Origin of the sequence: Streptomyces sp. NPDC002734 (assembly GCF_040295685.1) — a bacterium.
Lineage (GTDB): Bacteria > Actinomycetota > Actinomycetes > Streptomycetales > Streptomycetaceae > Streptomyces.
Genome location: NZ_JBEOVU010000010.1, coordinates 146,256 through 172,347, shown reverse-complemented (window position 1 = coordinate 172,347; position 26,092 = coordinate 146,256). Strand labels below are relative to the sequence as shown.

The 26,092-nt window shown below is 73.3% G+C and carries 27 protein-coding genes and 1 riboswitch; of the genes, 13 read left to right on the top strand and 14 right to left on the bottom strand.

Annotated features, from left to right (window positions below):
- Nucleotides 1-168 precede the first annotated feature (168 nt).
- A complete protein-coding gene (locus tag ABT026_RS11910) occupies nt 169-570 on the top strand; it encodes a GNAT family N-acetyltransferase (protein WP_351114056.1) in 402 nt (133 codons plus the stop codon).
- A gap of 89 nt (nt 571-659) precedes the next feature.
- On the opposite strand, the gene ABT026_RS11905 is transcribed toward ABT026_RS11910, so the two are convergent.
- Nucleotides 660-1,250, bottom strand: coding sequence for an NUDIX domain-containing protein (locus ABT026_RS11905; protein WP_351114055.1), 591 nt, complete (start codon nt 1,248-1,250; stop codon nt 660-662).
- A gap of 343 nt (nt 1,251-1,593) precedes the next feature.
- Between ABT026_RS11905 and ABT026_RS11900 the strand changes: the two genes are divergently transcribed.
- Entirely contained in the window at nt 1,594-2,163 is a 570-nt protein-coding gene (locus ABT026_RS11900; protein WP_351114054.1) for a GNAT family N-acetyltransferase, read from the top strand.
- Nucleotides 2,164-2,268: 105 nt separating this feature from the next.
- Here the strand turns inward: ABT026_RS11900 and ABT026_RS11895 are convergent, their stop codons facing one another.
- Entirely contained in the window at nt 2,269-3,498 is a 1,230-nt protein-coding gene (locus ABT026_RS11895; protein ID WP_351114053.1) for an acyl-CoA dehydrogenase family protein, read from the bottom strand.
- 223 nt (nt 3,499-3,721) lie between these two features.
- Here ABT026_RS11895 and ABT026_RS11890 point away from each other — a divergent pair, with 223 nt between their 5' ends.
- Nucleotides 3,722-4,372: a TetR/AcrR family transcriptional regulator gene (locus ABT026_RS11890; RefSeq protein WP_351114051.1), complete on the top strand. Its 651-nt coding sequence runs from the start codon at nt 3,722-3,724 to the stop codon at nt 4,370-4,372.
- Nucleotides 4,373-4,639: 267 nt separating this feature from the next.
- On the opposite strand, the gene def is transcribed toward ABT026_RS11890, so the two are convergent.
- The gene (def, locus tag ABT026_RS11885) at nt 4,640-5,176 is read right to left on the bottom strand and encodes a peptide deformylase (protein ID WP_351114049.1); all 537 of its coding nucleotides are present in this window, start codon (nt 5,174-5,176) and stop codon (nt 4,640-4,642) included.
- A 183-nt stretch (nt 5,177-5,359) separates the two neighbouring features.
- Between def and ABT026_RS11880 the strand changes: the two genes are divergently transcribed.
- The 4 genes from ABT026_RS11880 to ABT026_RS11865 all read left to right on the top strand — a co-directional run bounded on the left by ABT026_RS11880 (nt 5,360) and on the right by ABT026_RS11865 (nt 9,759).
- Nucleotides 5,360-6,601, top strand: coding sequence for a MurT ligase domain-containing protein (locus ABT026_RS11880; RefSeq protein WP_351114048.1), 1,242 nt, complete (start codon nt 5,360-5,362; stop codon nt 6,599-6,601).
- A 47-nt stretch (nt 6,602-6,648) separates the two neighbouring features.
- Entirely contained in the window at nt 6,649-7,377 is a 729-nt protein-coding gene (locus ABT026_RS11875; protein ID WP_351114047.1) for a type 1 glutamine amidotransferase, read from the top strand.
- 212 nt (nt 7,378-7,589) lie between these two features.
- On the top strand, nt 7,590-8,615 hold the full coding sequence (locus ABT026_RS11870; RefSeq protein ID WP_351114087.1) for a 6-phosphofructokinase: 1,026 nt from the start codon (nt 7,590-7,592) through the stop codon (nt 8,613-8,615).
- 187 nt (nt 8,616-8,802) lie between these two features.
- Nucleotides 8,803-9,759 carry a cytochrome c oxidase assembly protein gene (locus ABT026_RS11865; RefSeq protein WP_351114046.1) on the top strand — a complete coding sequence of 319 codons (957 nt, stop codon included), beginning with the start codon at nt 8,803-8,805 and terminating at the stop codon, nt 9,757-9,759.
- Nucleotides 9,760-9,799: 40 nt separating this feature from the next.
- On the opposite strand, the gene ABT026_RS11860 is transcribed toward ABT026_RS11865, so the two are convergent.
- Genes ABT026_RS11860 through ABT026_RS11840 form a run of 5 tightly spaced genes read right to left on the bottom strand, consistent with a single transcriptional unit; the run spans nt 9,800 to nt 14,212 of the window.
- Entirely contained in the window at nt 9,800-9,982 is a 183-nt protein-coding gene (locus tag ABT026_RS11860) for a hypothetical protein (RefSeq protein WP_351114088.1), read from the bottom strand.
- A 51-nt stretch (nt 9,983-10,033) separates the two neighbouring features.
- Nucleotides 10,034-11,272 (bottom strand): sensor histidine kinase, encoded by a 1,239-nt coding sequence (locus ABT026_RS11855; protein ID WP_351114045.1) that lies wholly within the window; start codon nt 11,270-11,272, stop codon nt 10,034-10,036.
- Entirely contained in the window at nt 11,269-13,008 is a 1,740-nt protein-coding gene (locus tag ABT026_RS11850; RefSeq protein ID WP_351114044.1) for a sodium/solute symporter, read from the bottom strand. Before ABT026_RS11850 ends, ABT026_RS11855 begins: the two co-directional genes overlap by 4 nt.
- Nucleotides 13,009-13,029: 21 nt before the next feature.
- Nucleotides 13,030-13,446: a hypothetical protein gene (locus ABT026_RS11845; protein ID WP_351114043.1), complete on the bottom strand. Its 417-nt coding sequence runs from the start codon at nt 13,444-13,446 to the stop codon at nt 13,030-13,032.
- 16 nt (nt 13,447-13,462) lie between these two features.
- Nucleotides 13,463-14,212 (bottom strand): LytR/AlgR family response regulator transcription factor, encoded by a 750-nt coding sequence (locus ABT026_RS11840; protein WP_351114086.1) that lies wholly within the window; start codon nt 14,210-14,212, stop codon nt 13,463-13,465.
- 146 nt (nt 14,213-14,358) lie between these two features.
- Here ABT026_RS11840 and ddaH point away from each other — a divergent pair, with 146 nt between their 5' ends.
- Together ddaH and rocD are read left to right on the top strand one after the other, a co-directional pair.
- Nucleotides 14,359-15,171: a dimethylargininase gene (ddaH, locus tag ABT026_RS11835; protein ID WP_351114042.1), complete on the top strand. Its 813-nt coding sequence runs from the start codon at nt 14,359-14,361 to the stop codon at nt 15,169-15,171.
- Entirely contained in the window at nt 15,168-16,472 is a 1,305-nt protein-coding gene (gene rocD, locus ABT026_RS11830) for an ornithine--oxo-acid transaminase (protein ID WP_351114041.1), read from the top strand. The genes ddaH and rocD overlap by 4 nt, the downstream gene beginning before the upstream one ends.
- Before the next feature lie 157 nt (nt 16,473-16,629).
- Here the strand turns inward: rocD and ABT026_RS11825 are convergent, their stop codons facing one another.
- The 6 genes from ABT026_RS11825 to ABT026_RS11800 all read right to left on the bottom strand — a co-directional run bounded on the left by ABT026_RS11825 (nt 16,630) and on the right by ABT026_RS11800 (nt 21,278).
- Entirely contained in the window at nt 16,630-17,466 is an 837-nt protein-coding gene (locus tag ABT026_RS11825; protein WP_351114040.1) for an urease accessory protein UreD, read from the bottom strand.
- The gene (gene ureG, locus ABT026_RS11820) at nt 17,454-18,131 is read right to left on the bottom strand and encodes an urease accessory protein UreG (protein ID WP_351114039.1); all 678 of its coding nucleotides are present in this window, start codon (nt 18,129-18,131) and stop codon (nt 17,454-17,456) included. The genes ABT026_RS11825 and ureG overlap by 13 nt, the downstream gene beginning before the upstream one ends.
- A 96-nt stretch (nt 18,132-18,227) precedes the next feature.
- Nucleotides 18,228-18,902 carry an urease accessory protein UreF gene (locus tag ABT026_RS11815; protein WP_351114038.1) on the bottom strand — a complete coding sequence of 225 codons (675 nt, stop codon included), beginning with the start codon at nt 18,900-18,902 and terminating at the stop codon, nt 18,228-18,230.
- A 14-nt stretch (nt 18,903-18,916) separates the two neighbouring features.
- Nucleotides 18,917-20,629 carry an urease subunit alpha gene (locus ABT026_RS11810; RefSeq protein WP_351114084.1) on the bottom strand — a complete coding sequence of 571 codons (1,713 nt, stop codon included), beginning with the start codon at nt 20,627-20,629 and terminating at the stop codon, nt 18,917-18,919.
- Nucleotides 20,630-20,648: 19 nt separating this feature from the next.
- Nucleotides 20,649-20,960 (bottom strand): urease subunit beta, encoded by a 312-nt coding sequence (locus ABT026_RS11805; RefSeq protein ID WP_351114036.1) that lies wholly within the window; start codon nt 20,958-20,960, stop codon nt 20,649-20,651.
- A 15-nt stretch (nt 20,961-20,975) separates the two neighbouring features.
- Complete coding sequence (locus ABT026_RS11800; RefSeq protein WP_351114035.1) at nt 20,976-21,278, bottom strand: urease subunit gamma; 303 nt, start codon at nt 21,276-21,278, stop codon at nt 20,976-20,978.
- Between the two features lie 450 nt (nt 21,279-21,728).
- Nucleotides 21,729-21,929, top strand: a riboswitch (cyclic di-AMP (ydaO/yuaA leader).
- A gap of 2 nt (nt 21,930-21,931) precedes the next feature.
- Between ABT026_RS11800 and ABT026_RS11795 the strand changes: the two genes are divergently transcribed.
- The 4 genes from ABT026_RS11795 (at nt 21,932) to ABT026_RS11780 (ending at nt 25,990) form a co-directional block, all read left to right on the top strand.
- Nucleotides 21,932-22,405: a C40 family peptidase gene (locus ABT026_RS11795; protein WP_351114034.1), complete on the top strand. Its 474-nt coding sequence runs from the start codon at nt 21,932-21,934 to the stop codon at nt 22,403-22,405.
- A gap of 306 nt (nt 22,406-22,711) precedes the next feature.
- Entirely contained in the window at nt 22,712-24,094 is a 1,383-nt protein-coding gene (locus ABT026_RS11790) for a hemolysin family protein (RefSeq protein WP_351114033.1), read from the top strand.
- On the top strand, nt 24,091-25,107 hold the full coding sequence (locus ABT026_RS11785; RefSeq protein ID WP_351114032.1) for a hemolysin family protein: 1,017 nt from the start codon (nt 24,091-24,093) through the stop codon (nt 25,105-25,107). Before ABT026_RS11790 ends, ABT026_RS11785 begins: the two co-directional genes overlap by 4 nt.
- Before the next feature lie 91 nt (nt 25,108-25,198).
- Nucleotides 25,199-25,990 carry an SGNH/GDSL hydrolase family protein gene (locus tag ABT026_RS11780; RefSeq protein WP_351114031.1) on the top strand — a complete coding sequence of 264 codons (792 nt, stop codon included), beginning with the start codon at nt 25,199-25,201 and terminating at the stop codon, nt 25,988-25,990.
- The last annotated feature ends 102 nt before the right edge of the window (nt 25,991-26,092 follow it).

Sequence of the window (26,092 nt, the reverse complement as noted above, 5' to 3'; positions counted from 1 at the left end):
TTGACCGCGATCGGGATCGTCGCCTGCCCCGTGGCCACGGCGACGGTGGAGACGACGGCGGAGAGTGTGATCGCGGAGCCGTGGACCGGGGCGCTGTCCGTGTCGAGGCAAGCCGTTGACGGGTGGTAGCACCCCGACATCGACGGTCTGGTGGCGTGCAGTGCCGCCTTGTTCGCCGAGGACGCGGGGACCCGTGATCCGAGTGTCGACGCCGACTGGCCCCGCGAACACGGACGGCAACGGTTCACCGCCGGAATCGACGATCCGGACCGGCTGCTGCTCGTCGCCGACCGGGGCGGCGAGGTGGTCGGTCATCTCACCGGTGTGGTGGCCGAAGGGACGGCAATGAGGCCGGTCAGAGTCGCGTCGCTGGTGAGCACGTACGGACGGCCCGATCATCGCCGGGAGCGGATCGGTGGGCTTCTGATCGCTGGGTTCACGGCCTGGGTGAAGGAGAAGGACGCGGCACTGGCTGAAGTGACGACGTACTCGAGCAACACCGAGGCCATCCGCTTCTACCAGCGCGGTGGCTTCACCCCCAAGGCGGTGACCCTGGAAGTTGTTCTGTAGGTGTGCGTGCCTCCCGGTGTCGTCCCCTTCCGCGGCTGGGCGGTGAGCGCAGAGGGTGCCGGCAGGATCCGCAGGGGGCGAGCCGTCTCCTACGCCGAGGGACGGGGCCAAGCCACGCGCAGCTTGCGCGCGAAGCGGTGCATGTGGGGGTCGAGGCCTTCGGCCGGCTCGGTCGACAGCTCGTCGAGCGTCAGCCATCGGACGCCGTCGAACTCGCGGGGGTCCGGTCGCAGCCGTTGGTCGGTGCGCGCCACGTCGATCACGTGCCACAGGCTCACGTCCGTGTGCCTGCGCACCGTGGCGCCCTGGGTCTCGGTGACCGTGACGAAGAGCGGCTCGGTGCCGAGCCAGGGCGGCGCGACCGCGGGGATGCCGAGTTCCTCGACGCATTCCCGCTGCACCGTCCGCCACGGCGACTCCCCCGCCTCGCAGTGGCCCCCGGGCGGCAGCATGAGGCCGGACTTGCGATGGGCCGTCAGCAACAGGGAAGCCGCGGCAGCGTCGAAAGGGACGAAGTAGGAGACGAGGTGCATGGGCGGCTGGTCCGGCGGCACGAGGCGGTACAGCTCGGCGCCGGAGTCGATCCAGTCGGTCACGACGGCCCGGTGCCGCGCCTCCAGGGTGTCGGCGGGGTCGATGGCAGCCACGACTCGGGCGATCTCCTGGCGAACTGTCGTCACGGGTCCGGACCCTACCGAGCGACTCCGACAATGACCCTCCGCAGGAGGGTGGGCCGTGCCACCGCGGACCCCGCAACCTGCCGAGGCGGCCCTTCCCTCACCGGGTGGGGCTCCTCGGTGGGAGCGCTCCTCGCGTCACCACGCCTGCGGGGATCCGGACCGCCTGGGCCGTCACCTTCCCGGCCGTCCCGCTCGCGAAGAGCGTGGACTGCTCGATGGCGGTGTCGCCGGCGGCCGAAATCCTCTTGTACGTCCCGGGCGTCCGGGGCGACGATCACCGCTGTGACGTCGCAACTCCGCAGCCGCCGACCGCACACCTTGCCGCCCGCAGAGGATCACGATCTTGAAGTACAGCATTCGCGCGTACTCACCGGCTGACGAGACGTCCTGGCTCCGCTGCCGGGTGCTCGCCTTCCTGGACACCTCGTTCTACGACTCCGTCGTCCGGACCAAGCCCGCCGTCGCGGCACCCGGCCTGGAACTCGTCGCAGTCGATGCGACCGGCTCGGTGGTCGCCGTCATGGACACCGGCATCGAGGGTGAGCTGGCGACAGTCGACACCGTCGCGGTCCACCCCGACCACCGACGCCAAGGGCTGGGACGGCAGTTGCTGGAACGGACCCTCGCCTGGGCCCGCTCCGCAGGAGCGACGACGATGGACGCCTGGACGCGGGACGACGCGGACACCTTGGCCTGGTACCACGCCATGGGCTTCGACGAGAGCGACCACTACCTGCACGTGTACGCGTTCCACTACACCGACCCGGCCGAACCGGTCCGCGCGATCGCGGAACCCCGGCCGGGCCTGAAGCCCATGCTGGTCTTCGGACACGCCCCGCTCGAGGACGAGGAGCGGCTGAGGCGCGAGTTCGCACGCGTGCACGTCGACCGCCGTTTCAGCATGCCGATCTGACCGCGCACCCGGGGCAACCCACCCGCCCGCCGAGGAGCCCCCTTCCGGTCGTGGAAGGGGGCTCCTCGGCGGGCGTGGTGTTCGTGCGTCCTGCCGCGGCGATCGCTAGCGGATGTGGACGCCCGAGATGGTGCGGGCGATGACGAGGCGCTGGATCTCGCTGGTGCCCTCGAAGATGGTGTAGATGGCGGCGTCGCGGTGCATGCGCTCCACCGGGTACTCGCGGGTGAAGCCGTTGCCGCCGAGGATCTGGACCGCCTGGGCGGTGACCTTCTTGGCCGTCTCGCTCGCGAAGAGCTTGGACTGGGAGCCCTCGGCGCCGTTGAACGGCTTGCCGTTGACCGCCATCCAGGAGGCGCGCCACACCAGCAGGCGCGCGGCGTCGACGCTGGTGCGCATGTCGGCCAGCTGGAAGGCCACGCCCTGGTTGTCGATGACCGGGCGGCCGAACTGGACGCGGGTCTTGGCGTACTCCAGCGCGTAGTCGTAGGCGGCGCGGGCGGTGCCGACGGCCATCGCGCCGACCACCGGGCGGGAGGCCTCGAAGGTGGCCATGGCGGCGTTCTTCACGCGCTCGCCGCCCGCCTTCTTCGCCTTCTCACGGGAGCGGGCCAGACGCTCGTCCAGCTTCTCCTTGCCGCCGAGCAGGCAGGAGCCGGGGACCCGCACGTTGTCGAGGATGACCTCGGCGGTGTGCGAGGCGCGGATGCCGTGCTTCTGGAACTTCTGGCCCTGGGAGAGGCCTTCGGTGTTCGGCGGGATGATGAAGGAGGCGTGGCCCTTGGAGCCGAGCTCGGGGTCGACGACGGCGACCACGACGTGGACGTTGGCGATGCCGCCGTTGGTCGCCCAGGTCTTGGTGCCGTTGATCACCCACTCGTCCTTGGCCTCGTCGTAGACGGCACGGGTGCGCATGGCGGCCACGTCGGAGCCGGCGTCGGGCTCGGAGGAGCAGAAGGCGGCCACCTTCACGTCGTCCGGCGTGCCGTACATCTGGGGGATCCAGGTGCCGATCTGCTCGTTGGTGCCGTTGGCCAGAACACCTACGGCGGCGAGACCGGTGCCCATGATCGACAGCGCGATGCCCGCGTCGCCCCAGAAGAGCTCCTCGGTGGCCATGGGGAGGCCGAGACCGGTCTGGTCGAAGTACTGGTTGGCGTAGAAGTCCAGGGAATAGATGCCGAGCTTGGCCGCTTCCTGGATGATGGGCCAGGGGGTCTCCTCGCGCTCGTCCCACTCGGCGGCCGCGGGGCGCATCACATCGGCGGCGAACCCGTGGAGCCAGTCCCGGACCTCCTTCTGCTCGTCGTTGAGTTCCATGGTGAACTCGGCCATGACCCCTCCAGCGCTGCCGGTCGTGTTACTTGCGGTAACCGCAGTCTGTTACTGGCCGGTAGGAAAGTCAACCCACCTGTTTGCGAGCCGTTTCCGCAGGAGGGGACCCCTGTCGTGGATGTGGGCAGCGCCACGACTTCCCGTCCGGACAGCCGTCACGGGCGGAACAGTGTTACTTTGCGCAAGCATCACCGATTACGTACGGGTGGGGAGAGCACCGATCATGGAGACGACGCAGCAGGGGACCCCGCAGCAGAGGTCCACCGAGCGGCGCCGCCGCGAACTGCTGGAAGCCGCGGACCGGGTGGTGCTCCGGGACGGACCGGGCGCCTCCATGAACGCGATCGCGGCCGAGGCCGGGATCACCAAGCCGATTCTCTACCGCCACTTCGGCGACAAGGGCGGACTCTACGCCGCCCTGGCCCAGCGGCACACCGACGCGTTGCTGTCCTCGCTCCGGGCGGCGCTGGACGCGCCCGCCGAGCAGCGGCGGGAGCGGGTGGAGCGCACGCTCGACACCTACCTGGCAGCCATCGAGGCGCGGCCGCAGGTGTACCGGTTCCTGATGCACCCCGCGGACGGCGGCTCCTCCGGCGAGCCCGGGTTCGACGTGGGCCGCCACTCGGCGCCGCTGCTGCGGCGGATGGGCGAGGAGCTCGCACAGGTCATCGAGGAGCGCGTCGACCTCGGCCCCCGCGGACGGCAGTTGTCGCGGGCCTGGGGCCACGGGATCGTCGGCATGATGCACGCGGCCGGTGACTGGTGGCTGGGCGAGCGGCCCTGCCCCCGCGAGGAACTGGTCCGCAGCCTGGCCGACCTGCTGTGGGGCCGCCTCGCCGACGCGGGCGACCGCGCGGACGGCCCCGCGTTCTGACCTTGCCGGGGCCGTCCCCTCACCGGCCGCCACCTCGACCGGAGCGGCCCCGGCCCGAACCGGACCCCGCCCCCGCTGTACACCCAGGACGTGCGCACCGTCGGCTTGCGCGGGGCGGGGCGAGCCGCTCGCCGCGGAGGCTCGGGCCTGCGCCCGCCCGTGCCGCCCCCTGGGCGGCCCAGCCGCCCGCAGCAACGGCAGGCAGAGCCGCCGCAGGGGAGCCGGGTGCCGCCGGCCGGCCGCGCGGTCAGGAGCCGCCGAGAACGGTCACCCCCCGACCGCCCGGGCCGCCTTGCGCAGGAGCCGGCGTCGGCGGAAGCCGGTGAGGCGGTCGGCGTAGACGAGCCCGTCGAGGTGGTCGCACTCGTGCTGCAGGCACCGCGCGAAGAATCCCGTGCCGACGACCTCCACCGGCTCACCGGTGACGGAGAACCCCCGCACCACCGCCCGGTCGAACCGCGGCGTCCCGGCCTCGAGACCCGGCAGGGACAGACACCCTTCCGGCCCACGCACCGTCACCCCGTCGGCCTCCACCAGCCGCGGATTCACCAGATGACCGAGATGGCGGACATCCTCGTCGTCCGGACAGTCGTGGACGAAGACCCGCAGCCCCTCCCCCACCTGGTTCGCCGCGAGGCCCACACCCTCCGCCGCGTACATGGTGGCGAACATGTCCTCGACCAGCCGTTCGAGGTCAGGACCGAATTCCGTCACCTCCCGGCAAGGGCTGTGCAGCACGGGGTCCCCGTGCAGGGTGAGGGGTCGCACGCGCCCGTGGGCGCCGGGGATCGAACCGTGTCGCATGCCGGTCAGGGTACGGTCGGGGCAGGCAGTCCCGGTCCCGCGTGCCCCTCCGTCCTTCCCCCGTCACCGCCGGTCACGGTGCGATTCCGATATTCGGCCGGGTGAACGGATCTCGGTAGGCTGAGGCCACCACACGCTGCCGGGACTCACGCGCGGCGCGTACGCAAGGAGGATCGAGAACTGATGGCAGGCACCTCGGACCCGCTCTCGCCGCGGGCCAAGCTGGCCGTGACGGCGGGCAAGACCGCCGCGGCCGTCTCGCGGGCGGCAGGACGCGGCAGCGGCTCGGTGATCGGCGGCCGGGTCGCGCTGAAGCTGGACCCCGAGCTCCTGGCCCGGCTGGCGCATGGTCTGGACGTCACGCTGGTCTCGGCGACCAACGGCAAGACCACCACCACCCGTCTGATCGCGGAGGCACTGCGCGCGGCCGGCCCGGTGGTCTCCAACGCGCTGGGCGCCAACATGCCCGCCGGCATCACCTCGGCCCTGGCCGACCGTGACGACGAGGCCCGGTTCGGCGTCATCGAGGTCGACGAGAAGTACCTGATCACCGTCGCCCGCGAGACCGACCCCAAGTGCGTCGCGCTGCTCAACCTCTCCCGCGACCAGCTGGACCGCGCCGCGGAGACCCGGATGCTGGCCGAGCACTGGCGCGAGGGCCTGGCCGGCACCAAGGCCGTGGTCGTGGCCAACGCCGACGACCCGCTGGTGGTCTGGGCGGCCTCCTCCTCGCCGAACGTGATCTGGGTCGCGGCCGGGCAGATGTGGAAGGACGACGCCTGGTCCTGCCCGTCCTGCGGCGGTGTGCTGCAGCGTCCGGGCGACGACTGGTTCTGCGGCGAGTGCGGTTTCCGCCGTCCGACGCCGAGCTGGGCGCTCTCCGGCGATCAGGTGCTGGACCCGCACGGCAGCGCCTGGCCGATCCACCTCCAGCTGCCGGGCCGCGCCAACCGCGCCAACGCCGCCTCCTCCGCCGCGGTCGCCGCCGTCTTCGGCGTGCCCCCGCACGTGGCGCTGGAGCGCATGTCGCACGTGCAGGCGGTGGCCGGCCGGTACGACACCGTCCAGTTCCAGGGCCGCGACCTGCGCCTGCTGCTCGCCAAGAACCCGGCGGGCTGGCTGGAGACGTTCTCGCTGATCGACCCGCCGCCGACCCCGGTCATCCTGTCGGTGAACGCCCGGTCCGCCGACGGCACCGACACCTCCTGGCTGTGGGACGTCGACTACAGCCGGCTCAACGGTCACCCGATCTTCGTGCTCGGCGACCGCAAGCTGGACCTGGCGGTGCGCCTGGAGGTCGCCAACCAGAACTTCCAGGTGTGCCAGAACCTCGACGAGGCGGTCCGCCTGGCTCCGCCCGGGCGGATCGAGGTCATCGCCAACTACACCGCCTTCCAGGATCTGCGCCGCCGCGTCGGCAACTGAACCACCTCCAGCGACTGATCAGCGACTCACAGTTCGAGGACCGACTCATGAGTGACAGCCAACTCCGGCTGGTGTGGATCTACCCGGATCTGCTCAGCACCTACGGCGACCAGGGCAACGCCCTCGTCGTGGAGCGCCGGGCCCGCCAGCGCGGTCTGGACGTGGCCCGGATCGACGTGCGCAGCGACCAGCCGGTGCCGACCTCCGGCGACATCTACCTGATCGGCGGCGGTGAGGACCGCCCGCAGCGCCTCGCCGCGGAGCGTCTGCGCCGCGACGGCGGCCTGGAGCGCGCGGTGGGCAACGGCGCGATCGTCTTCTCGGTCTGCGCGGGCTACCAGATCCTGGGCCACGAGTTCATCAACGACCTCGGCCAGCGCGAGCCGGGCCTTGGCCTGCTCGACGTGGTCTCGGTGCGCGGCGAGGGCGTTCGCTGCGTGGGCGACGTCCTCGCGGACATCGACCCGCGGCTGGGCCTGCCCCCGCTGACCGGCTTCGAGAACCACCAGGGCGTGACCCATGTCGGCCAGGGCGCCAAGCCGCTGGCCCGGGTCCGCATCGGCAACGGCAACGGAACCGGCGACGGCACCGAGGGCGCGTACAACGAGACCGTCTTCGGCACCTACATGCACGGTCCCGTGCTGGCCCGCAACCCGCACATCGCGGACCACCTGCTGAAGCTGGCCCTCGACGTCAACGCCCTCCCGCCGGTCGACGACCGGTGGTACGAGGCGCTGCGTCAGGAGCGCATCGCGGCGGCCACCCAGCCGGCCTGACGGCCCGCCGGAACGGCTGCGCGAGCGTCTCCCCCGACACCCCCGATCCCACCTGCGAAGAGCCCGTTTGACGGGGCATCCGCACAGGTGAGCGGGGGTGTCCGGCTGTCGGACGCCGGGTTCGGCCGGGAGCCTTTACGCCGGTAGGGTGGCGGCATCAAGCCGGACGAAGCGGTCCGGTGCCGTCCCCCATCGAGAAGGTCTATCGCGCCATGCGCATTGGTGTGCTCACCTCCGGCGGCGACTGCCCCGGCCTCAACGCCGTCATCCGCTCCGTCGTCCACCGCGCCGTCGACGCCCACGGCGACGAGGTGATCGGTTTCCTCGACGGCTGGCGCGGTCTGCTGGACGGCGATCACGTCAAGCTCGACCTCGACGACGTCAGCGGCATCCTGGCCCGCGGCGGCACCATCCTCGGCTCCTCCCGCGTCCGCCCCGAGGACCTCCGGGACGGCGTGGAGCGGGCCAAGGGTCACCTGCGGGACCTCGGTCTCGACGCCGTCATCCCGATCGGCGGCGAGGGCACCCTGAAGGCCGCCCGCCTGCTGTCCGACAACGGTCTGCCCATCGTGGGCGTCCCGAAGACCATCGACAACGACATCGCGGTCACCGACGTCACCTTCGGCTTCGACACCGCCGTGGGCGTGGCGACCGACGCGCTGGACCGGCTGAAGACCACCGCCGAGTCCCACCAGCGGGTCCTGATCGTCGAGGTGATGGGCCGCCACACCGGCTGGATCGCCCTGCACTCCGGCATGGCGGCCGGCGCCCACGCGATCGTGGTGCCCGAGCGACCCTTCGACATCAAGGAGCTGACCGAGCGGGTCGGCGCGCGCTTCGAGGCCGGCAAGCGGTTCGCGATAGTCGTGGTGGCCGAGGGCGCCAAGCCCGCCCCGGGCACCATGGACTTCGCGGAGGGCGCCAAGGACGTCTTCGGCCACGAGCGGTTCGCCGGCATCGCCAACCTGCTGGCGGTGGAGCTGGAGCACCGCCTCGGCAAGGAGGCCCGTCCGGTCATCCTCGGCCACGTGCAGCGCGGCGGCACCCCGACCGCCTACGACCGGGTTCTCGCGACCCGCTTCGGCTGGCACGCGGTGGAGGCCGTGCACCGCGGCGAGTTCGGCCGGATGACCGCGCTGCGCGGCACCGACATCGTCACCGTCCCGCTGGCCGAGGCCGTCGCCTCGCTCAAGACGGTGCCGGAGGAGCGCTACGCCGAGGCTCCCACCGTTCTGTGATCCGCACCCGGTTCCGTGATCCGCACCCGGTTCTGTGAGCCGCACCCGGTGACCTGAGTCACCCCCGCACACCTGCGACCCGTCGGTGACTCGCAGGTGAACCGCCCCCGGCCGCCGGCACGGCCGGGGGCGGTTCTAGTCTGGTGCGGACAGATTTGCACAACCCCCACGAAACAGGAGCCGGCGGATGGACCACAGCGGTCACGGCGCCATGGATCTGCCCCCGTTCACGCTCGGCCGGGGGCTCGCCTGGTCGCCGGACGCCTTCTTCCTCGTCGCCTGCCTGCTCGGGCTGCTGCTCTACGGCTGGGGCGTGGTCCGGATGACGCGCCGGGGCGACCGGTGGCCGGTCGGCCGGACGGTGTCGTTCGTCGCCGGCGTGCTGAGCGTGGTGCTGGTGATGTGCACCGGGCTGAACGACTACGGCATGGTCATGTTCAGCGTGCACATGGTGCAGCACATGGTGCTGAGCATGCTCTCCCCGATCATGATCCTGCTGGGCGCCCCGGTCACCCTGGCGCTGCGCGCCCTGCCGGTGGCGGCGCGCGGCACCCTGGGCCCGCGCGAGCTGCTGCTGAAGCTGCTGCACAGCCGGTACATGCGGGTGGTCACGCATCCGCTGTTCACCATCCCGATGTTCATCGCCAGCCTCTACGCGCTGTACTTCACGCCGCTGGTGGACACGCTGATGGGGTCCTACCTGGGGCACATCGCGATGATGGTGCACTTCTTCGCGGTGGGCGTGGTGTTCTTCTGGCCGATCATGGGCGTCGACCCGGGCCCGCACCGCCCGGGACACCTGATGCGGATGCTGGAGCTCTTCGCCGGCATGCCCTTCCACGCCTTCTTCGGCATCGCGCTGATGATGGCGTCCACGCCGATGATCGGCGCGTTCGCCCACCCGCCGGCCTCGCTGGGCATCGACCCGATGGAGGACCTGAACGCGGCGGGCGGCATCGCCTGGGCGTTCAGCGAGATCCCGTCCGTGCTGGTGCTGATCGCGCTGCTGTTCCAGTGGTACGGCTCCGAGCAGCGGCAGGCCCGCCGCAAGGACCGCGCCGCCGACCGCGACGGCGACGCGGAGCTCGAGGCGTACAACGCCTACCTGGCCTCCCTGCGGGCTGGGTCGGCCCGCCAGAGCTGAGGGCGGTCGAGGAGCTCGGGGCCCGCCCGCACCCTGCCGGTCAGGTGTCGCGCGTGGCCAGCAGGGCCAGGAACAGGGCACCGAGCACCACCCAGCCGAACCACAGCCAGCCGTTGCTGCCGAGGGCCACCGAGTAGGCCGTCACCACGACGAGACCGCCCATGGTGAGCGCTCCCATGGTCTTGGCGCTTCCGGGTATGCCGGAGCCGTGCATCGAGGGCATCGCGACCTCCTCAGGTCCGCTACCCCCATGGTGCCCCGCGGGCCCCCCTTCTCACCCTCGCAGGAGGCCACCGGTTCCCGGACCGGCCGGGTGCACGCCCGGCTGGTACTTCGGCAGCCGCACGGTGACCTTCATGCCGGCGCCCTCGGCCGTCTCGATGACCAGCCCGTACTCGTCGCCGTAGACCTGCCGGAGCCGGTCGTCCACGTTGGACAGGCCGATGCCCCCGGTGGGCCCGGCGTCCCCGGCGAGGATCCGCCGCAGCAGCTCGGGGTCCATGCCGACGCCGTCGTCCTCGATCACCACGACGGCCTCCGCGCCCTCGTCCCGGGCCGTGATGCCGATCCCGCACCGGTCGCCGCGGCCCTCGAGGCCGTGCTTGACGGCGTTCTCCACCAGCGGCTGAAGGCACAGGAACGGCAGTGTCACCGGCAGCACCTCGGGCGCGATCTGCAGGGTCACCGCCAGCCGGTCGCCGAAGCGGGCGCGGACCAGTGCCAGGTAGTGGTCGATGGCGTGCAGCTCGTCGGCGAGGGTGGTGAAGTCGCCGTGCCGCCGGAACGAGTAGCGGGTGAAGTCCGCGAACTCCAGCAGCAGCTCCCTGGCCCGCTCCGGGTCGGTGCGGACGAAGGAGGCGATCACGGCGAGCGAGTTGAAGATGAAGTGCGGCGAGATCTGGGCCCGCAGCGCCCTGATCTCCGCCTCGATCAGCCGGGTGCGCGACCGGTCGAGGTCGGCGAGCTCCAGCTGGACGGAGACCCAGCGGGCGACCTCGCCCGCGGCCCGCACCAGGACCGCGGACTCCCTGGGCGCGCAGGCGACCAGCGCCCCGTGCACCCGGTCGTCGACGGTGAGCGGGGCGACGACCGCCCAGCGCAGCGGGCAGTCGGGGGTGGCGCAGCCGAGCCGGAACGCCTCGCCGCGGCCGCTCTCCAGGGGGCCGGCGAGGCGTTCCATGATCTCGGCGCGGTGGTGGGCGCCGGCGCCGTCCCACACCAGGACCCGGTCGAGGTCGGTGAGGCACAGCGCGTCGGTGCCCAGCAGCGAGCGCAGCCGGCGGGCGGCGCGGCGGGCGGTCTCCTCGGTGAGGCCGGCGCGCAGCGGCGGGGCGGCCAGCGAGGCGGTGTGCAGGGTCTCGAAGGTGGCGTGCTCGACGGGGGTGCCGAGGCCGGCCAGCGAGGCCGAGCGGCCGGAGCGCCGGGCGGTGCGGCGGCCCAGCCAGAAGCCGGCGGCGGTCAGCGGCAGCAGGGCCACGCAGACGCCGGCGAGGAAGCCGCCGAGGGCGCTCATACCGCGTTCTCCTTCCGGGCGGGTCCCCCGCCGATCTCCTCGGGCAGGTGGAAGCGGGCGAGGACGGCGCCGGTGCCCGGCGGTATCCGGCCGGGGGTGGCGAGCGAGACGGCGATCATGGTCAGGAAGGCCAGCGGGACCGTCCACAGGGCGGGCCAGGCGAGCAGGGCGTTGGGGACGCCGGCCGTCGGGTGGTGGCCGATCAGGGTGACGGAGACGGCGGCGAGCGCCGAGCCCCCACCGACCACCATTCCGGCGGCGGCGCCGGGCGGGGTGAGCCGGTGCCACCAGATGCCGAGGATCAGCAGCGGGCAGAAGGAGGACGCGGAGACCGCGAAGGCGAGGCCGACCGCGTCGGCGATCGGCAGCCGTCCGGCCAGTACGCTCGCCGCGAGGGGCACCGCCATGGCCGTCACCGCGCCCATCCGGAAGTGGCGGATGCCGCGGGAGGGCAGCGCGTCCTGGGCGATGACCCCGGCGAGCGCGACGGTGAGCCCGGAGGCGGTGGACAGGAACGCCGCGAACGCCCCGCCGGCGATCAGCGCGCCCAGCAGGTCGCCGCCGACGCCGCCGATCATGCGGTCCGGCAGGAGGAGCACGGCCGCGTCGGTGCTGCCGGTGAGGACGAGCTCGGGGGCGTACATCCGGGCGAGCGCCCCGTAGACCGGGGGCAGCAGGTAGAAGGCGCCGATCAGGCCGAGCACGGCGACGGTGGTGCGGCGGGCCGCCACCCCGTTGGGGCTGGTGTAGAAGCGGACCACGACGTGCGGCAGGCCCATGGTGCCCAGGAAGGTGGCGATGATCAGCCCGTAGGTGGCGTACAGGGGGCGTTTCTGTCCGGCGGGGCCGCCACTGTCGGCGAGGGCGGCGTCGCCGCCGGCACCGGCTCCCTGGGCGACCGGCACGGCGGCCCCGGCGGGGAAGCCGAGCCGGGCGCCGGCCTCGACGGTGTGCGGGCCGGCGGGCAGGGCGACCCGTTCGCCATCGTGCGGGCGGCCGTCGACGCGGCCGTGGACGGTGACGGTGAGCGGCTCGGCGAGGCGGATGTCGACGGTGTCCTGGACGCGCACGGTGCGGTGCTCGCGGAAGGCGGCGGGTTCGTCGAACGCCCGGGTCGGCGCGCCGTCGCCCTGCCAGGCGAGCACCAGGAAGAGCACCGGGACGAGCAGCGCGGTCAGCTTGAGCCAGTACTGGAAGGCCTGGACGAAGGTGATGGAGCGCATCCCGCCGGCCGCCACGTTGGCGACCACCACCACGGCGACGATCACCGAGCCCAGTTGCCCGGGCGCGCCGGTGAGGACTTTCAGGGTGAGCCCGGCGCCCTGGAGCTGCGGCATCAGGTAGAGCCAGCCGATCCCGACGACGAAGCCGCTGGCCAGCTTGCGCACCGCGGGCGAGCCCAGCCGGGCCTCTGCGAAGTCGGGGAGGGTGTAGGCGCCCGAGCGGCGCAGCGGGGCGGCGACGAAGAGCAGCAGCAGGAGGTACCCGGCCGTGTAGCCGACGGGGTACCAGAGCATGTCGGGCCCCTGGACGAGGACGAGTCCGGCGATGCCCAGGAAGGAGGCGGCGGACAGGTACTCGCCGCTGATGGCGGCCGCGTTCAGGCGCGGGCCCACGGTGCGCGAGGCGACGTAGAAGTCGGAGGTGGTGCGCGAGACACGCAGGCCGAAGGCGCCGACCAGGGCGGTGGCGACCACCACCAGGGCGACGGCGGCCACCGCGTAGCTTTCGTTCATCGGTGCGTCACGGGTTCTCCGTCAGCGGTCCTGGTCCTCGACGAGCCGCACGAAGTCCCGCTCGTGGCGTTCGGCGCGGCGCACCTGCCAGCGGGCGAGCAGCACCAGCGGCGGGTAGAGGCAGAAGCCGAGGACCGTCCATTCCAGGGCGCGGCCGTGCGGCACGGCCGCGAAGACCAGCGGCAGCGGCAGGACGATGGCGACGAGCACGGCGAAGACGGTCAGCGCGGAGCGCAGCTGGGTGCGCATCAGCGAGCGGACGTAGGTGTGACCGAGGGTGGTCTGCTCGTGGATCTCGGTACGGGGGCGGTAGGCGGTCCGGTGGGCGGGGCCGCGGTGCCGGCGCGGCGGTCCGGTGACCGTCACCCGGGTGGGGGCGGCGGGGGCAGGACGGCCGGGGGCGGGGCGCTCGGGGGCCTGGCCGGGGTCGTGGGGCATGGTGCGGGCCGGCTTCCTATGCGGCGCCGCGGCGCATCAGCAGTTCGCGCAGTTCGCGCGCGTGACGGCGGCTGACCTGGAGTTCCACGTCCCCGACCAGCACGCTGACGGTTCCGGCGGCGAGGCGGAGCTCGTCGATGTGGCGCAGGGCGACCAGGTGGCGGCGGTGTATGCGCACGAAGCCGTGGGGCTGCCAGCGCTCCTCGAGGGTGGAGAGCGGGACGCGGACCAGGTGGCTGCCGCCGGAGGTGTGCAGCCGGGCGTAGTCGCCCTGGGCCTCGACGTGGGTGATGTCCTCGACCTGGACCAGCCGCCGCACCCCGCCGAGGTCGACGGCGATGGAGTCCGGTTCGGGTTCGTGCACGGGTATGCGGGCGGCGCGCAGCTCGTGGGCCCGGCGGACCGCCTCGGCGAGGCGTTCGCGGCGGACCGGCTTGAGGACGTAGTCGACCGCCTTGAGGTCGAAGGCCCGCACGGCGAAGTCCTCGTGCGCGGTGACGAAGACGACCAGTGGCGGGCTGGCGAAGCCGGTGAGCAGGCGGGCGAGCTCGAGGCCGTCGAGGCCGGGCATCTGGATGTCGAGGAAGACCACGTCGATGGCCTCGGGGCCGTCGGGTCCCGACTCCAGGGCGCGGGTGATGCGGCGCAGCGCCTCGGTCGCGTCGCCGGCGCCCTCGACCTTGCCGATCCGCGGGTCGGAGTCGAGCAGGTAGAGCAGTTCGCCCAGGGAGGGGCGTTCGTCGTCGACGGCGAGGGCGCGCAGCATGAAGGTGGAGTGTAGGAGCTGTTCGCACATTTGGACATGGTTGCCCGGCATGCCGGAACGCTCCCCGGGGCGGACAGGTGCGATCCGCGCCGGAACACCCCGCTTGGTCGCTTGTCGGCGCTTTGCCCTCTTCCTAACGTGGGGGCATGGCCGTGAGACGACAGTCGCGCCCCCGGCGCTTCCTGATGTGCGAGCCCCGACACTTCGACGTGTCCTACGCGATCAATCCCTGGATGCATCCGGACGAGGAGGTCGACGTCCGCCGCGCGCACCGGCAGTGGGAGTCGCTGGTGGCCTCCTTCCGGGCGCACGGCCATGTGGTGGAGACGCTGCCGCCTGCGCCGGGGCTGCCCGACATGGTGTTCGCCGCCAACGCGGCCCTCGTGCTCGGCGGGCGGGCGCTGGGGTCGGTGTTCCACGCGCCCCAGCGGCGGGGCGAGGCGGACCACTACGAGCTGTGGCTCAAGGACGCCGGCGTCCCGGTGCGGCGGGCCCGGTCGGTGTGCGAGGGCGAGGGCGACCTGGTGCCGGTGGGGGGCCGCGTGCTGGCGGGCACCGGGTTCCGCACCACACCGGAGGCGCACCGGGAGGCCGAGGAGCTGTTCGGCGTTCCGGTGGTGGGGCTGCGGCTGGTCAACCCGTTCTTCTACCACCTCGACACCGCGTTGTTCGCCCTCGACGACGAGAACGTCGCCTACTACCCGGACGCCTTCGCGCCGGAGTGCCGCGAGGTGCTGGAGCGGCTGTTCCCGCACGCGGTGATCGCCACGCTGGGCGACGCGCTGGCCTTCGGTCTGAACTCCGTCTCCGACGGACGTCATGTGTTCGTCGCGCCCGGGGCCGTCGCCCTGGGCGAGGAGCTGGCGCGCCTCGGCTACGTCCCCGTCCCCGTCGACCTGTCGGAGTTCCGCAAGGCCGGCGGGGGCATCAAGTGCTGCACCCTGGAGGTCCGATCATGACCGCGCCCACCGTTCCCTCCGGCCGCCCCGGCGACCCCGACGGCCGCGGGATCGACTCCCCCGGCTCCGGCCCCGGCTCCGCACCAGGCGGCAGGCGGGACTCCGCCGGGCTGATCCGTGCCGAGGAGGCCGTCCTCGCACCCAACTACCATCCGCTGCCGGTGGTGGTGGCCCGGGCGGAGGGCGCCTGGGTGGAGGACGTGGAGGGCCGCCGCTACCTCGACCTGCTCGCCGGTTACTCGGCGCTCAACTTCGGCCACCGCCATCCGGTGCTGGTGGAGGCGGCCCACCGGCAGCTGGACCGTCTCACGCTGACCTCGCGGGCGTTCCACAACGACCAGCTCGCGGGTTTCGCGGAGCGGCTGGCGGCGCTGACCGGGCAGGAGATGGTGCTGCCCATGAACACCGGGGCCGAGGCGGTGGAGAGCGCGGTCAAGGTGGCGCGCAAGTGGGCCTACGAGGTCAAGGGCGTCCCCGAGGACCGGGCGACGATCGTGGTCGCCGCCGACAACTTCCACGGCCGGACGACCACGATCGTGGGCTTCTCCACCGACGAGTCGGCCCGGGCCGGATTCGGCCCGTTCACGCCGGGCTTCCGGATCGTCCCGTACAACGACCTGGCCGCGCTCGAGGCGGCCGTGGACGAGTCGACGGCGGCGGTGCTGCTGGAGCCGGTGCAGGGCGAGGCGGGGGTGATCGTGCCGGACGACGGCTACCTGACGGGGGTCCGGGAGATCACCCGGCGGGCGGGGTGCCTGTTCGTCGCCGACGAGATCCAGTCGGGGCTGGGGCGGACGGGCTCCACGCTGGCCGTGGACTTGGAGGAGGTCACGCCGGACCTGGTGCTGCTGGGCAAGGCGCTGGGCGGCGGCATCGTGCCGGTGTCCGCGGTGGTGGGCCGGCGCGAGGTGCTGGGCGTGCTGGGCCCGGGCACCCACGGCTCGACGTTCGGCGGCAACCCGCTGGCGGCGGCGGTGGGCTCCGCGGTGGTGGGGCTGCTGGAGACCGGCGAGTACCAGCGTCGGGCGGCCGAGCTGGGCATCGTGCTGCGGGACGGCCTGGCGCCGCTGGTCGGCCGCGGGGTCCGGGCCTTCCGGACGCGCGGCCTGTGGGCGGGGATCGACGTGGACCCCGCGCTGGGCACGGGCCGGGAGATCGGGGAGCGGCTGCTGGCCGAGGGCGTCCTGGTGAAGGACACCCACGGCTCCACGATCCGCGTCGCTCCCCCGCTCACCGTCACCGAGGACCAGCTGCTCGGCGCCCTCGCGGCCCTGGAGAGGGTCCTGACCGCCCCGGCGTGACGCCAGGGGGGCGCCGCCGAGGCCCGCCGCGCGGCCGGCCGTGCCCGGCAGCTCGGCCGGCCGCCCGACGGGGGCGGACGAAACGCGTCCGCCCGCGTCGCCCTGGTGTGCCCCGCCGCACCGGTCACCGAGGAGCGAGCTCACCGCGCCCTCGCCCTCACGGCGGCCACCCACCGGTGGCCGCCGCGCGGTCGTCGCCGTTCGCCGCGCCGAGCGCCTCGTCCGTGGCCTCGTCCAGGAGGCGGCGCAGGGTCAGGGCGTCGGGGGCGACGGCGGTGATCAGGGCGGCGGGCCCGGCGAGCGGGACCAGGGCGGCGGTTTCGCCGAAGAGGCGGGGCTCCGGGGCGCGGGAGGCGAACTCCGGCGCCACCAGGAGCACCTGGCCGACCGCGCGGTGGCCGCCCAGCACCGCGGGCCCGTCCCAGCCGCCCGGGGCGCCGGGGCCGCAGGCCAGGTCCTGGTCGAGCAGGAGCCGCCCGCCCACCCGCAGGGTCAGCCGCGAGGCGAGCGTGCCGGGCGGCTCGCCGTGGCGGCCGAGGACCAGTTCCTCCCGGAACACCAGCCGGCCGCCCGTCGCCACCTCGGCCCGGGTGAGGACCCGCAGGTCGCTGCCGCGCACCGCGATCAGGGGCTCGGGTTCCCAGCGCAGCGAGCCGCCCGCGCCGACCCGCAGCCGGGTCTCGTACCGGGCGCGGTCCTCGCCCTGACCGGGCAGTGCGAGCGTGGCGGCGGCCGAACCGACCCGCAGCCGGGCCCCCTTGGCGACCTCCGCCTCCAGCAGGAACCGGTCGCCGCCCAGCGGTCCGCTCATCGCGCCGACCACCGTCACCCGCGCCTCGTCCCCCGTGCCCCGGGTCCGCCGCAGGGCGAGGGGGCCGTCCCCGGCGAGCACCGGCAGGGCGGTGCCACCGCGGCCGTCGGGCCGCGCCGCGATCCGCGCGTGCGCCCGCACCCCGGCGGCCCCGGGGCCGGGGTCCGTGGTCAGGCCCGCCACGCGGCCAGCCGCTCCCGGACCCAGGCGGCGACCTCGGCGACCCCGGCCTCGCCGCGCAACGACTGGAGGACGATCGGCAGTTCGGCACGCTGTGCCTCGGCGTCGGCGGCCATCCGGGACAGGTCGGCACCGACGTGGGGCGCCAGGTCGGTCTTGTTGACGACCAGCAGGTCGGCGGTGGTGACGCCGGGGCCGCCCTTGCGCGGGATGTCGTCGCCGCCCGCCACGTCGATCACGAAGATCTGGGCGTCCACCAGTCCCCGGGAGAAGGTGGCGGTCAGGTTGTCGCCGCCGGACTCGACCAGGATCAGGTCGAGCGGCCCGTTGCGCTCCTCCAGGTCCTCCACCGCCTCCAGGTTGGCGGAGATGTCGTCGCGGATCGCCGTGTGCGGGCAGGCCCCGGTCTCGACGGCGGTGATCCGCTCGGGCGGGAGCACCGCCTCGCGCAGCAGGAACTCGGCGTCCTCGCGGGTGTAGATGTCGTTGGTGACGACGGCCAGCGACAGCTCTCCCCGCAGCTCCCGGCAGAGCGCGGCCACCGTCGCGGTCTTCCCCGAGCCGACCGGACCGCCGAGCCCGAGTCTCAGCGCGCGGCGCGTCCCGTCGGGGCGGTGGGCGGCGGCGCCGGATCCCCCGAGGCCGTCGTGGTGGCGGTGCAGGTGCATGGGCGGGGCTCCTTCGGGGACGGGACGGCGAGGAGGAGGGACGGTCGGCGGGGCGGCGTGGCGTGGCGGGGCGGCGTGGCGTGGCGTGGCGTGGCGTCAGGAGGCGAACAGGCGGCTCCCCCGCGCGGCGTGGGCCTCGGCCGAGAGCTCGAGCAGCGGCGCCGAGGCGGCGGGCAGCGCGTCCACCCCGTCGGTGAGCGCCTCGCGGGCCGCCCGCACCGCGTGGCCGGCGACGCGGTCGGTCTCGGGGGCGAGCCGGGCGAGCACCCCGGTGGCGTCGAACGGGTCCAGGCTCAGCAGCCGGACCGTCGCGGTGGCGGGTCCGCCCACGCTCTCGTAGGCGGCGCAGTACGCGGCGTCCCGCGGCCCGAGTCCGGCCGCGCGGGCGACCGCGCCGAGCACCACCGGCTGGTGGGCTCCCCGGGCGAACTCCCGCGCCAGGGCCTCCAGTTCGGGGCACGGCCAGGTCGCCCGGCCGGCCCGCAGCAGCTGCCGTCCGAGCCGGCGGGCGGTGTCGCGCAGGGCGGGCGACGGGGTGCGCGCGTCGGCGGCCTCGTCCAGTTCCGCCGGCTCCACGCCGAGCGCCGCCGCCGCGGCGAGGGAGGCGGCGACCAGGCCGGCGGTGTGCAGCCGGCCCCGGCAGAAGGACTCCAGCGAGGCGGCGTCGGTGATCCGGCCCGCGCGGACGGCGGCCTCCGCGCCGCCGGAGTGCGCGTGGCCTCCGGCGGGGAAGCGTCCGTCGGCCAGCAGGAGCAGTGCGGCGCGGTTCATCGGCGCTCCCGCGCTCAGAAGAGGAAGTACCGCTGGGCCATGGGCAGTTCGACAGCGGGCGTCGCCTCGACCAGCTGTCCGTCGATGTGCACGGCAAAGCTGTCGGGGTCGATCCGCACGTCCGGCAGGGCGTCGTTGACCCGCATGTCGGCCTTGGTGACCTGCCGCGTGGAGTCGATCACCGCCCACCGCTTGCCCAGGCCGAGCCGTTCCGGCAGTCCGTCCTCGATCGCCGCCGGGGCGACGAAGTTGACCGAGTTGGCGGCCGGGGCGCGCCCGAGCGCCCCGAACATCGGGCGGGGAAGCACCGGTTGCGGCGTGGGGATGGAGGCGTTGGCGTCGCCCATCTGCGCGTAGGCGATCTGGCCGCCCTTGAGGACCAGATGGGGCTTGACGCCGAAGAACGCCGGTTCCCACAGCACGAGGTCGGCCAGTTTGCCGCGCTCCACCGAGCCGATCTCGGCCGCCATGCCCTGGGCGACGGCCGGGTTGATCGTGTACTTGGCGACGTAGCGGCGGGCGCGCAGGTTGTCCGCCCGGCCGTCGCCGGGCAGCGGGCCGCGCCGCTTCTTCATGACGTGGGCGGTCTGCCAGGTCCGCAGGATCACTTCGCCGACCCGGCCCATGGCCTGGGAGTCGGAGGAGATGATCGAGATGGCGCCCAGGTCGTGCAGGACGTCCTCGGCGCCGATGGTGGAGGGGCGGATCCGCGACTCGGCGAAGGCGAGGTCCTCGGGGACGGCCGGGTTGAGGTGGTGGCAGACCATCAGCATGTCGAGGTGTTCCTCGGTGGTGTTGACGGTGAAGGGCCGGGTCGGGTTGGTGGAGCTGGGCAGCACGTTGGGGTGCGACACCACGGTCATGATGTCCGGGGCGTGTCCGCCGCCCGCGCCCTCGGCGTGGTAGGCGTGGATGCCGCGTCCGGCGATCGCGGCGAGGGTGTCGCCGACGAAGCCGGCCTCGTTGAGGGTGTCGGTGTGCAGGGCGACCTGGACGCCCGTGCGGTCCGCCGCGGTGAGGGCCGCGTCGATCGCGGCGGGGGTCGATCCCCAGTCCTCGTGCAGCTTGAGGCCGACGGCGCCGCCGCGGATCTGGGAGAGCAGCGCCTCCTGGGAGACGGTGTTCCCCTTGCCGAGCAGGCCGATGTTGAGCGGGTACGCCTCCATCGCCTCCAGCATCCGGGCCAGGTGCCACGGCCCGGGGGTGACGGTGGTGGCCTTGGAGCCCTCGGCAGGCCCGGTGCCGCCGCCGACGAGGGTGGTGACGCCGGAGGCGAGGGCCTCGTCGGCGATCTGCGGGCAGATGAAGTGGACGTGCGCGTCGACGGCTCCGGCGGTGAGGATCCGGCCGTTGCCGGCGACGATCTCCGTCTCGGGGCCGATCACCAGGTCGGGGTGGACGCCGTCCATGGTGTCCGGGTTGCCGGCCTTGCCGAGGGCGGTGATCCGGCCGTCCCTGATGCCGACGTCCGCCTTGACGATCCCCCAGTGGTCGAGGACCACCGCGCCGGTGATCACGGTGTCGGGGGCGCCCTCGGCCCGGGTGGTCCGGGACTGGCCCATGGACTCCCGGATCACCTTCCCGCCGCCGAAGACCGCCTCGTCCCCGGCGCGGCCGGGGCCGCCGCAGCGGTCCTCCTCTATCTCCACCAGCAGGTCGGTGTCGGCGAGCCGGATCCGGTCGCCGGTGGTGGGGCCGAACAGGTCGGCGTAGGCGGCGCGCGGCATCCGCCGGCCGGGAGGCGTCTCAGGCATCGAGCGGGCCCCCGGTCTCCCCGCGCAGGCCGGGCACCACGCGGTGTCCGGCCAGCGGCACGAGCTCGACCTCGACGGGGATGCCCGGTTCGAACCGCACGGCGGTTCCGGCGGCCACGTTCAGGCGGCGGCCCCGCGCGGCCGCGCGGTCGAACTCCAGGCCGGGATTGGCCTCGGCGAAGTGGTAGTGCGAGCCGACCTGCACGGGGCGGTCGGCCACGTTCAGCACGGTGGTGCGGGTGACCTCGCGGCCTTCGTTGAGGATCACGGGCGCGTCCTCGAGGACGAACTCTCCGGGTATCACGGCGGCCCCTCTTCGTCAGACGATCGGGTCGTGGACGGTGACCAGCTTGGTGCCGTCCGGGAAGGTCGCCTCGACCTGGACGTCGGGGATCATCTCGGGGACGCCGTCCATGACGTCGTCCCGGGTGAGCACGGTGCGGCCGGAGCGCATCAGTTCGGCGACGGTGCGGCCGTCACGGGCGCCTTCCAGCACGTGGGAGGCGATCAGCGCGACCGCCTCCGGGTGGTTGAGCCGCAGCCCTCGGGCTCTGCGCCGTTCGGCGACGTCGGCCGCCACATGGATGAGCAGCCTCTCCTGTTCGTGCGGAGTCAGTCGCACGGCGTCCCCCTCGGCAGTGGCCCGTTGGCGTGCCCGGAGGCTAGCGGCGGTGCGTTTCGACGGCGTTAACGGCGCCGAGGCCGGGAAGGGCGCGGCGCGCGGCCGCCGCGCGGCGGCGCGTACACCGCGTGCCCCCGGTCGTGGCCCCGCCGCCACCCCGGTGCGCCGCCTCTCAAACGCACCAGACGAAGTACCGTCGTTCGGCGTAGACGCTGGTCCTTCCGACGGACCCCACGATTTGCCCCGTTCGCCTGGACGCCGGCGCCGGTCGGCCGTAGTGCCGCTGGTGAGAGCCTCGTAAGAAATGGTTACCGGGGGATACAGGCCACTTTGTCCACCCGAACAGCCCAATGGTGACGAAGTCCACAACACGCCCTCCAGAGATGATCCCGGGCCGTTGGTGCGTGAAGATCCTCCCGACGACAAGCCCCCGCCACCGCGGCGGGGCGGCCCGGGCGGACGCCGAATCCTGCCGCCGGCCGGGCGACGGGTCGACAGGAGTGGATCGGCAGGAGTGGAGGACCCGAGCACGACGGGCCGCCGGAACTCGTTCCGCGCGGTCCTTGGGGTGAAGCCGCCTTCGGGCGGCCGGGCTACTTCGCGGCCCGAATCCGACAGGTCATCCTTCACAGGCGGCTGTCGAAGGGTTGTGCATGACCGTGCCCAATCGAGTCCCGTCCCTGCTGACCCGGGCCGGAACCGCCTCGGTCCTGACCTTCGCCGCGTTCGGAGGCGGCGTCGCCGCTCCCGGCCTGGCGGCCGAGGCACAGGCGGCCACCCTGGGCTCCAAGGCCCTGAAGGTGGCGGCCTCCAAGAAGGGAGCCCCCTACCGGTACGGCGCCACCGGGCCCTACGCGTTCGACTGCTCGGGACTGACCCTGTACTCGTTCAAGAAGGCGGGCAAGACCCTGCCCCGCACCGCGGCGCAGCAGTACAACCGGTCCACCCACGTCTCGGCGTCCAGGCGCAAACCGGGGGACCTGGTCTTCTTCCACTCGGGTTCGTACGTCTACCACGTGGGCATCTACGCCGGCTCGGGCAAGCTGTGGCACGCGCCCAAGACCGGGGACGTGGTGCGCCTGCAGAAGATCTGGACCAGGAGCGTCTGGTACGGGCGGGTGCGCTGACCTCCCGCCGTTTCGGACGCACGCCGCTCCGGCCCGCCGGCATCGCCGTCGGCGCCGGGGCGGTTTTTCCGTCGCCCGGCACATCATGCGACGCCGCCCCAGGGGTACTCGTCTCGGGGTCGAGGCCCTCACCCGCGGGCCGCTTTGCCCGTCCTTTACCCTGGGGGTGCCACCGATCACGGTGATCCTGACATTCTCTCGAAAGGTGCGTGAGCGTCCGCCCATGGGCGAGCCTCCCAGTAGCAGCTCCGGCTGCGCCTTTTCCGCACGATCCCCCCTCCCCGGCGACCACAGGGGGGCGACCCCGTGACCGAGGTCCTCCTCCTGCTCCTCGCGGTCCTGCTCTCGCTGGCCTGCGGAGCCTTCGTGGCGGCGGAGTTCTCCCTGACCACGGTCGAGCGCGCCGAACTGGAGCGCGCCTCCGAGAAGGGCGACCGGGGCGCGGCGAGCGCCCTGAAGGCCGTGCGCAACCTGACCTTCCAGCTTTCCGGCGCGCAGCTCGGCATCACGGTCACCAACCTGGTGGTCGGCATGCTCGCCGAGCCGTCGATCGCCGCCCTCATCTCGGGGCCGCTCGGGGCGCTGGGCCTGTCCGAGAGCGCCTCGCGCTCGGTGGCGCTGGTGCTCGGCACCGCCCTGTCGACGGTCTTCCTGATGGTCGTCGGCGAGCTGGTCCCGAAGAACTGGGCGATCTCCAACCCGATGGGCGTGGCCCGCAAGGTGGCGACGCCGCAGCGGGTGTTCAGCTCGGTCTTCGGCCCGTTCATCACCCACCTGAACAACACCGCCAACCGGGTGGTGCGCCGGATGGGCCTCGAGCCCGCCGAGGAGCTGGCCTCCGCGCGCGGCCCGCAGGAGCTGGCCGCCCTGGCGCGCCACTCCGCGAAGCAGGGCGCCCTGGAGGCGGACACCGCGGAGCTGTTCGTCCGCACGCTGAACCTGGCGGAGCTGACCGCGGAGAACGTGATGACTCCGCGCGTCCAGGTGGTCGCCCTGGAGACCCAGGCGACCTGCGAGGACGTCGCCAACGCGACGCGTGCCACCGGTCTGTCCCGCTTCCCGGTGTACCGGGGCAACCTGGACCGGGTGGTGGGCACCGTGCACATCAAGGACGTCATCGCGCTGCCCGCCGAGCGGCGGTCCCAGGTGCACGTCTCGGAGCTGCTGCGCGAGCCGCTGCTGGTGCCCGAGTCCCTGACCGTGGAGCGGCTGCTCGACCGGCTGTCCGGCGGGCGCACCATGGCCGTGGTGATCGACGAGTACGGCGGCACCGCCGGTGTGGTGACGCTGGAGGACATCGTCGAGGAGGTCGTGGGCGAGGTCCACGACGAGCACGACCCGTTCGAGACGCCCGACCTGGCGCCCGCCGGAACGGACGCAGACGGCCGGGCGGTCTACGACGCCGACGGCGCGGCCCGCACCGACCAGCTGGCCCGGATCGGGCTGCGCGCCCCGGACGGCCCGTACGAGACGCTGGCCGGACTGGTCGCCACCGCCCTGGGCCGGATACCGGCCGTCGGGGACGTCGTGGAGATCGAGGGCTGGCGGGCCGAGGTGCTGGACGCCTCCGGCCACCGGGCGGCCCGCGTGCTGCTGACCGCCCCGCCGGCCGACGCCGGATCCGAGGGCGCCGACGCGGACACCGAGTCCGGCAGGAACGCCGGGAAGGGACAGGGAGCGACCCGATGACCGCCGTACAACTGCTGATCGGTCTGGCGACCCTGGTCCTGAACGCCTTCTTCGTCGGTGCCGAGTTCGCCATGATCTCGGTCCGGCGCAGCCAGATCGAGCCGCACGCCGAGGAGGGCGACCGCCGTGCCGTGCGGGTCATCTGGGGCCTGGAGCACGTCTCCGCCCTGATGGCCGCGGCCCAGCTGGGCATCACGCTGTCCACCCTGGTCCTCGGCGTGGTCGCCGAGCCGGCCATCGCGCACCTGCTGGAGCCGGTCTTCCACGCGATGGGCGTGCCGGCCGGAGCGGGCCACGCGGTCTCCTTCGTGATCGCGCTGACCGCGGCGACGTACCTGCACATGCTGCTCGGAGAGATGGTGCCGAAGAACGTCGCGCTGGCCGAGCCGGTGCGCACGGCGCTGCTGCTCGGGCCGCCGCTGGTCGCCGTCTCGCGGGCGCTGCGCCCGGTGATCTTCACCGTCAACGCCTTCGCCAACGCCCTGCTGAAGCTGCTCAAGGTGGAGCCGAAGGACGAGGTCACGGCCTCCTTCTCGGACGCCGAGCTGGCGCAGATGGTCAAGGACTCCGGGGAGGCCGGCCTGATCGACGACCGGGCCCGGGAGCGCCTGAACGACGCGCTGGAGCTCGGCCGGCGCCCGGTGGGCGAGGTCCTGCTGCCGCTGGAGAAGGTGCGGTACGTGTCCCTGGGCGTCACCCCCGTCCAGCTGGAGGCGCTCTCCGCGGAGACCAAGTTCTCCCGCTTCCCGGTCGTCGACGACGAGCGCCGCATCATCGGCTACCTCCACGTCAAGGACGCCCTGGACGCGATGCCGCGGGACCTGCCGTTCCGGGTCCAGCACATGCGGCCGATCGCCCGGGTGCGCGAGAACACGCCGCTGGACGACGTGCTCACCGCCCTGCGCGGCAGCCGCACGCACCTGGCCGCCGTGCTCGGCTCGGACGGCCGCCTCACGGGGCTGGTGACTATGGAGGACGTGCTGCGCGAGCTGTTCGGCCAGCCCGCCGCCTGAGCCGTCGGGCCCTCGGTCGGTCGGTCGCTCCCCGGTACCACCGGGGGCGACCGACCGACTGGTATGCGGCGGGGATACGATCTGCCTCGCCATGCAGACGCAGAAGAATCCCGCGGACACCGCCCCCACGTACTCCAGCCTGGTCGCCCTCGGCGACTCCTTCACCGAGGGCATGTCGGACCTGATGCCCGACGGCACCTACCGCGGCTGGGCAGACCTCCTCGCGGGCCGGATGGCCGCCCGCGCGCCCGGCTTCCGGTACGCCAACCTGGCGATCCGCGGCAAGCTGATCGGCCAGATCCTCGACGAGCAGGTCGGCCTCGCCGCCGAGATGGGCGCCGACGTGATCACGCTGGTGGGCGGCCTCAACGACGCGATGCGGCCGAACTGCGACCTCAAGCGGGTCACCGGGATGCTCGAGGAGGCCGCCGAGCGGCTGGCCCCGGCCTGCAAGCAGCTGGTGCTGATGCGCAGCCCGGGGCGGCAGGGGCCGGTCATGGAGCGGTTCCGGCCCCGCATGGAGGTCATCTTCGAGACCCTCGACTCGCTGGCCTCGCGGCACGGGGCGGTGCTGATAGACCTCTACGGGGCGCCGTCGCTGGGTGACCCCCGGGTGTGGGACGTGGACCGGATCCACCTCAACCAGGAGGGTCACCGGCGGGTCGCCGAGGCCGTCTGGCAGGGGCTCGGGTACGACCCGGAGGACCACGAGTGGCACGTGCCGATGGCCGCCACTCCCCCGGACCCCTGGCTGCGGCGCCGGGTCGCCGACGCCCGGTTCGCGCGCGTCCATCTCCTGCCCTGGATAGCCCGCCGCCTCACCGGCCGCTCCTCCGGCGACGGCCTCCTCCCCAAGCGGGCGGACCTGCTGCCCTACGAGTGAGGTCGCGGCGTCACGCTCCCCGGGGTCGGACCCTGCTCCGGCCCCGGCGTCGGCTCCGGCTCCGGTGTGACGCGGGGGCGCCACGGGTACGTTCGTCCCCGG

What these genes read in the sequence shown, in the direction of transcription:
- ABT026_RS11895 (WP_351114053.1), bottom strand. Translation starts at nt 3,498, where the DNA reads ATGGCCGAGTTCACCATGGAACTCAACGACGAGCAGAAGGAGGTCCGG.
- ABT026_RS11890 (WP_351114051.1), top strand. Translation starts at nt 3,722, where the DNA reads ATGGAGACGACGCAGCAGGGGACCCCGCAGCAGAGGTCCACCGAGCGG.
- def (WP_351114049.1), bottom strand. Translation starts at nt 5,176, where the DNA reads ATGCGACACGGTTCGATCCCCGGCGCCCACGGGCGCGTGCGACCCCTC.
- ABT026_RS11880 (WP_351114048.1), top strand. Translation starts at nt 5,360, where the DNA reads ATGGCAGGCACCTCGGACCCGCTCTCGCCGCGGGCCAAGCTGGCCGTG.
- ABT026_RS11875 (WP_351114047.1), top strand. Translation starts at nt 6,649, where the DNA reads ATGAGTGACAGCCAACTCCGGCTGGTGTGGATCTACCCGGATCTGCTC.
- ABT026_RS11870 (WP_351114087.1), top strand. Translation starts at nt 7,590, where the DNA reads ATGCGCATTGGTGTGCTCACCTCCGGCGGCGACTGCCCCGGCCTCAAC.
- ABT026_RS11865 (WP_351114046.1), top strand. Translation starts at nt 8,803, where the DNA reads ATGGACCACAGCGGTCACGGCGCCATGGATCTGCCCCCGTTCACGCTC.
- ABT026_RS11860 (WP_351114088.1), bottom strand. Translation starts at nt 9,982, where the DNA reads ATGCCCTCGATGCACGGCTCCGGCATACCCGGAAGCGCCAAGACCATG.
- ABT026_RS11855 (WP_351114045.1), bottom strand. Translation starts at nt 11,272, where the DNA reads ATGAGCGCCCTCGGCGGCTTCCTCGCCGGCGTCTGCGTGGCCCTGCTG.
- ABT026_RS11850 (WP_351114044.1), bottom strand. Translation starts at nt 13,008, where the DNA reads ATGAACGAAAGCTACGCGGTGGCCGCCGTCGCCCTGGTGGTGGTCGCC.
- ABT026_RS11845 (WP_351114043.1), bottom strand. Translation starts at nt 13,446, where the DNA reads ATGCCCCACGACCCCGGCCAGGCCCCCGAGCGCCCCGCCCCCGGCCGT.
- ABT026_RS11840 (WP_351114086.1), bottom strand. Translation starts at nt 14,212, where the DNA reads ATGCTGCGCGCCCTCGCCGTCGACGACGAACGCCCCTCCCTGGGCGAA.
- ddaH (WP_351114042.1), top strand. Translation starts at nt 14,359, where the DNA reads ATGGCCGTGAGACGACAGTCGCGCCCCCGGCGCTTCCTGATGTGCGAG.
- rocD (WP_351114041.1), top strand. Translation starts at nt 15,168, where the DNA reads ATGACCGCGCCCACCGTTCCCTCCGGCCGCCCCGGCGACCCCGACGGC.
- ureG (WP_351114039.1), bottom strand. Translation starts at nt 18,131, where the DNA reads ATGCACCTGCACCGCCACCACGACGGCCTCGGGGGATCCGGCGCCGCC.
- ABT026_RS11815 (WP_351114038.1), bottom strand. Translation starts at nt 18,902, where the DNA reads ATGAACCGCGCCGCACTGCTCCTGCTGGCCGACGGACGCTTCCCCGCC.
- ABT026_RS11810 (WP_351114084.1), bottom strand. Translation starts at nt 20,629, where the DNA reads ATGCCGCGCGCCGCCTACGCCGACCTGTTCGGCCCCACCACCGGCGAC.
- ABT026_RS11795 (WP_351114034.1), top strand. Translation starts at nt 21,932, where the DNA reads ATGACCGTGCCCAATCGAGTCCCGTCCCTGCTGACCCGGGCCGGAACC.
- ABT026_RS11785 (WP_351114032.1), top strand. Translation starts at nt 24,091, where the DNA reads ATGACCGCCGTACAACTGCTGATCGGTCTGGCGACCCTGGTCCTGAAC.
- ABT026_RS11780 (WP_351114031.1), top strand. Translation starts at nt 25,199, where the DNA reads ATGCAGACGCAGAAGAATCCCGCGGACACCGCCCCCACGTACTCCAGC.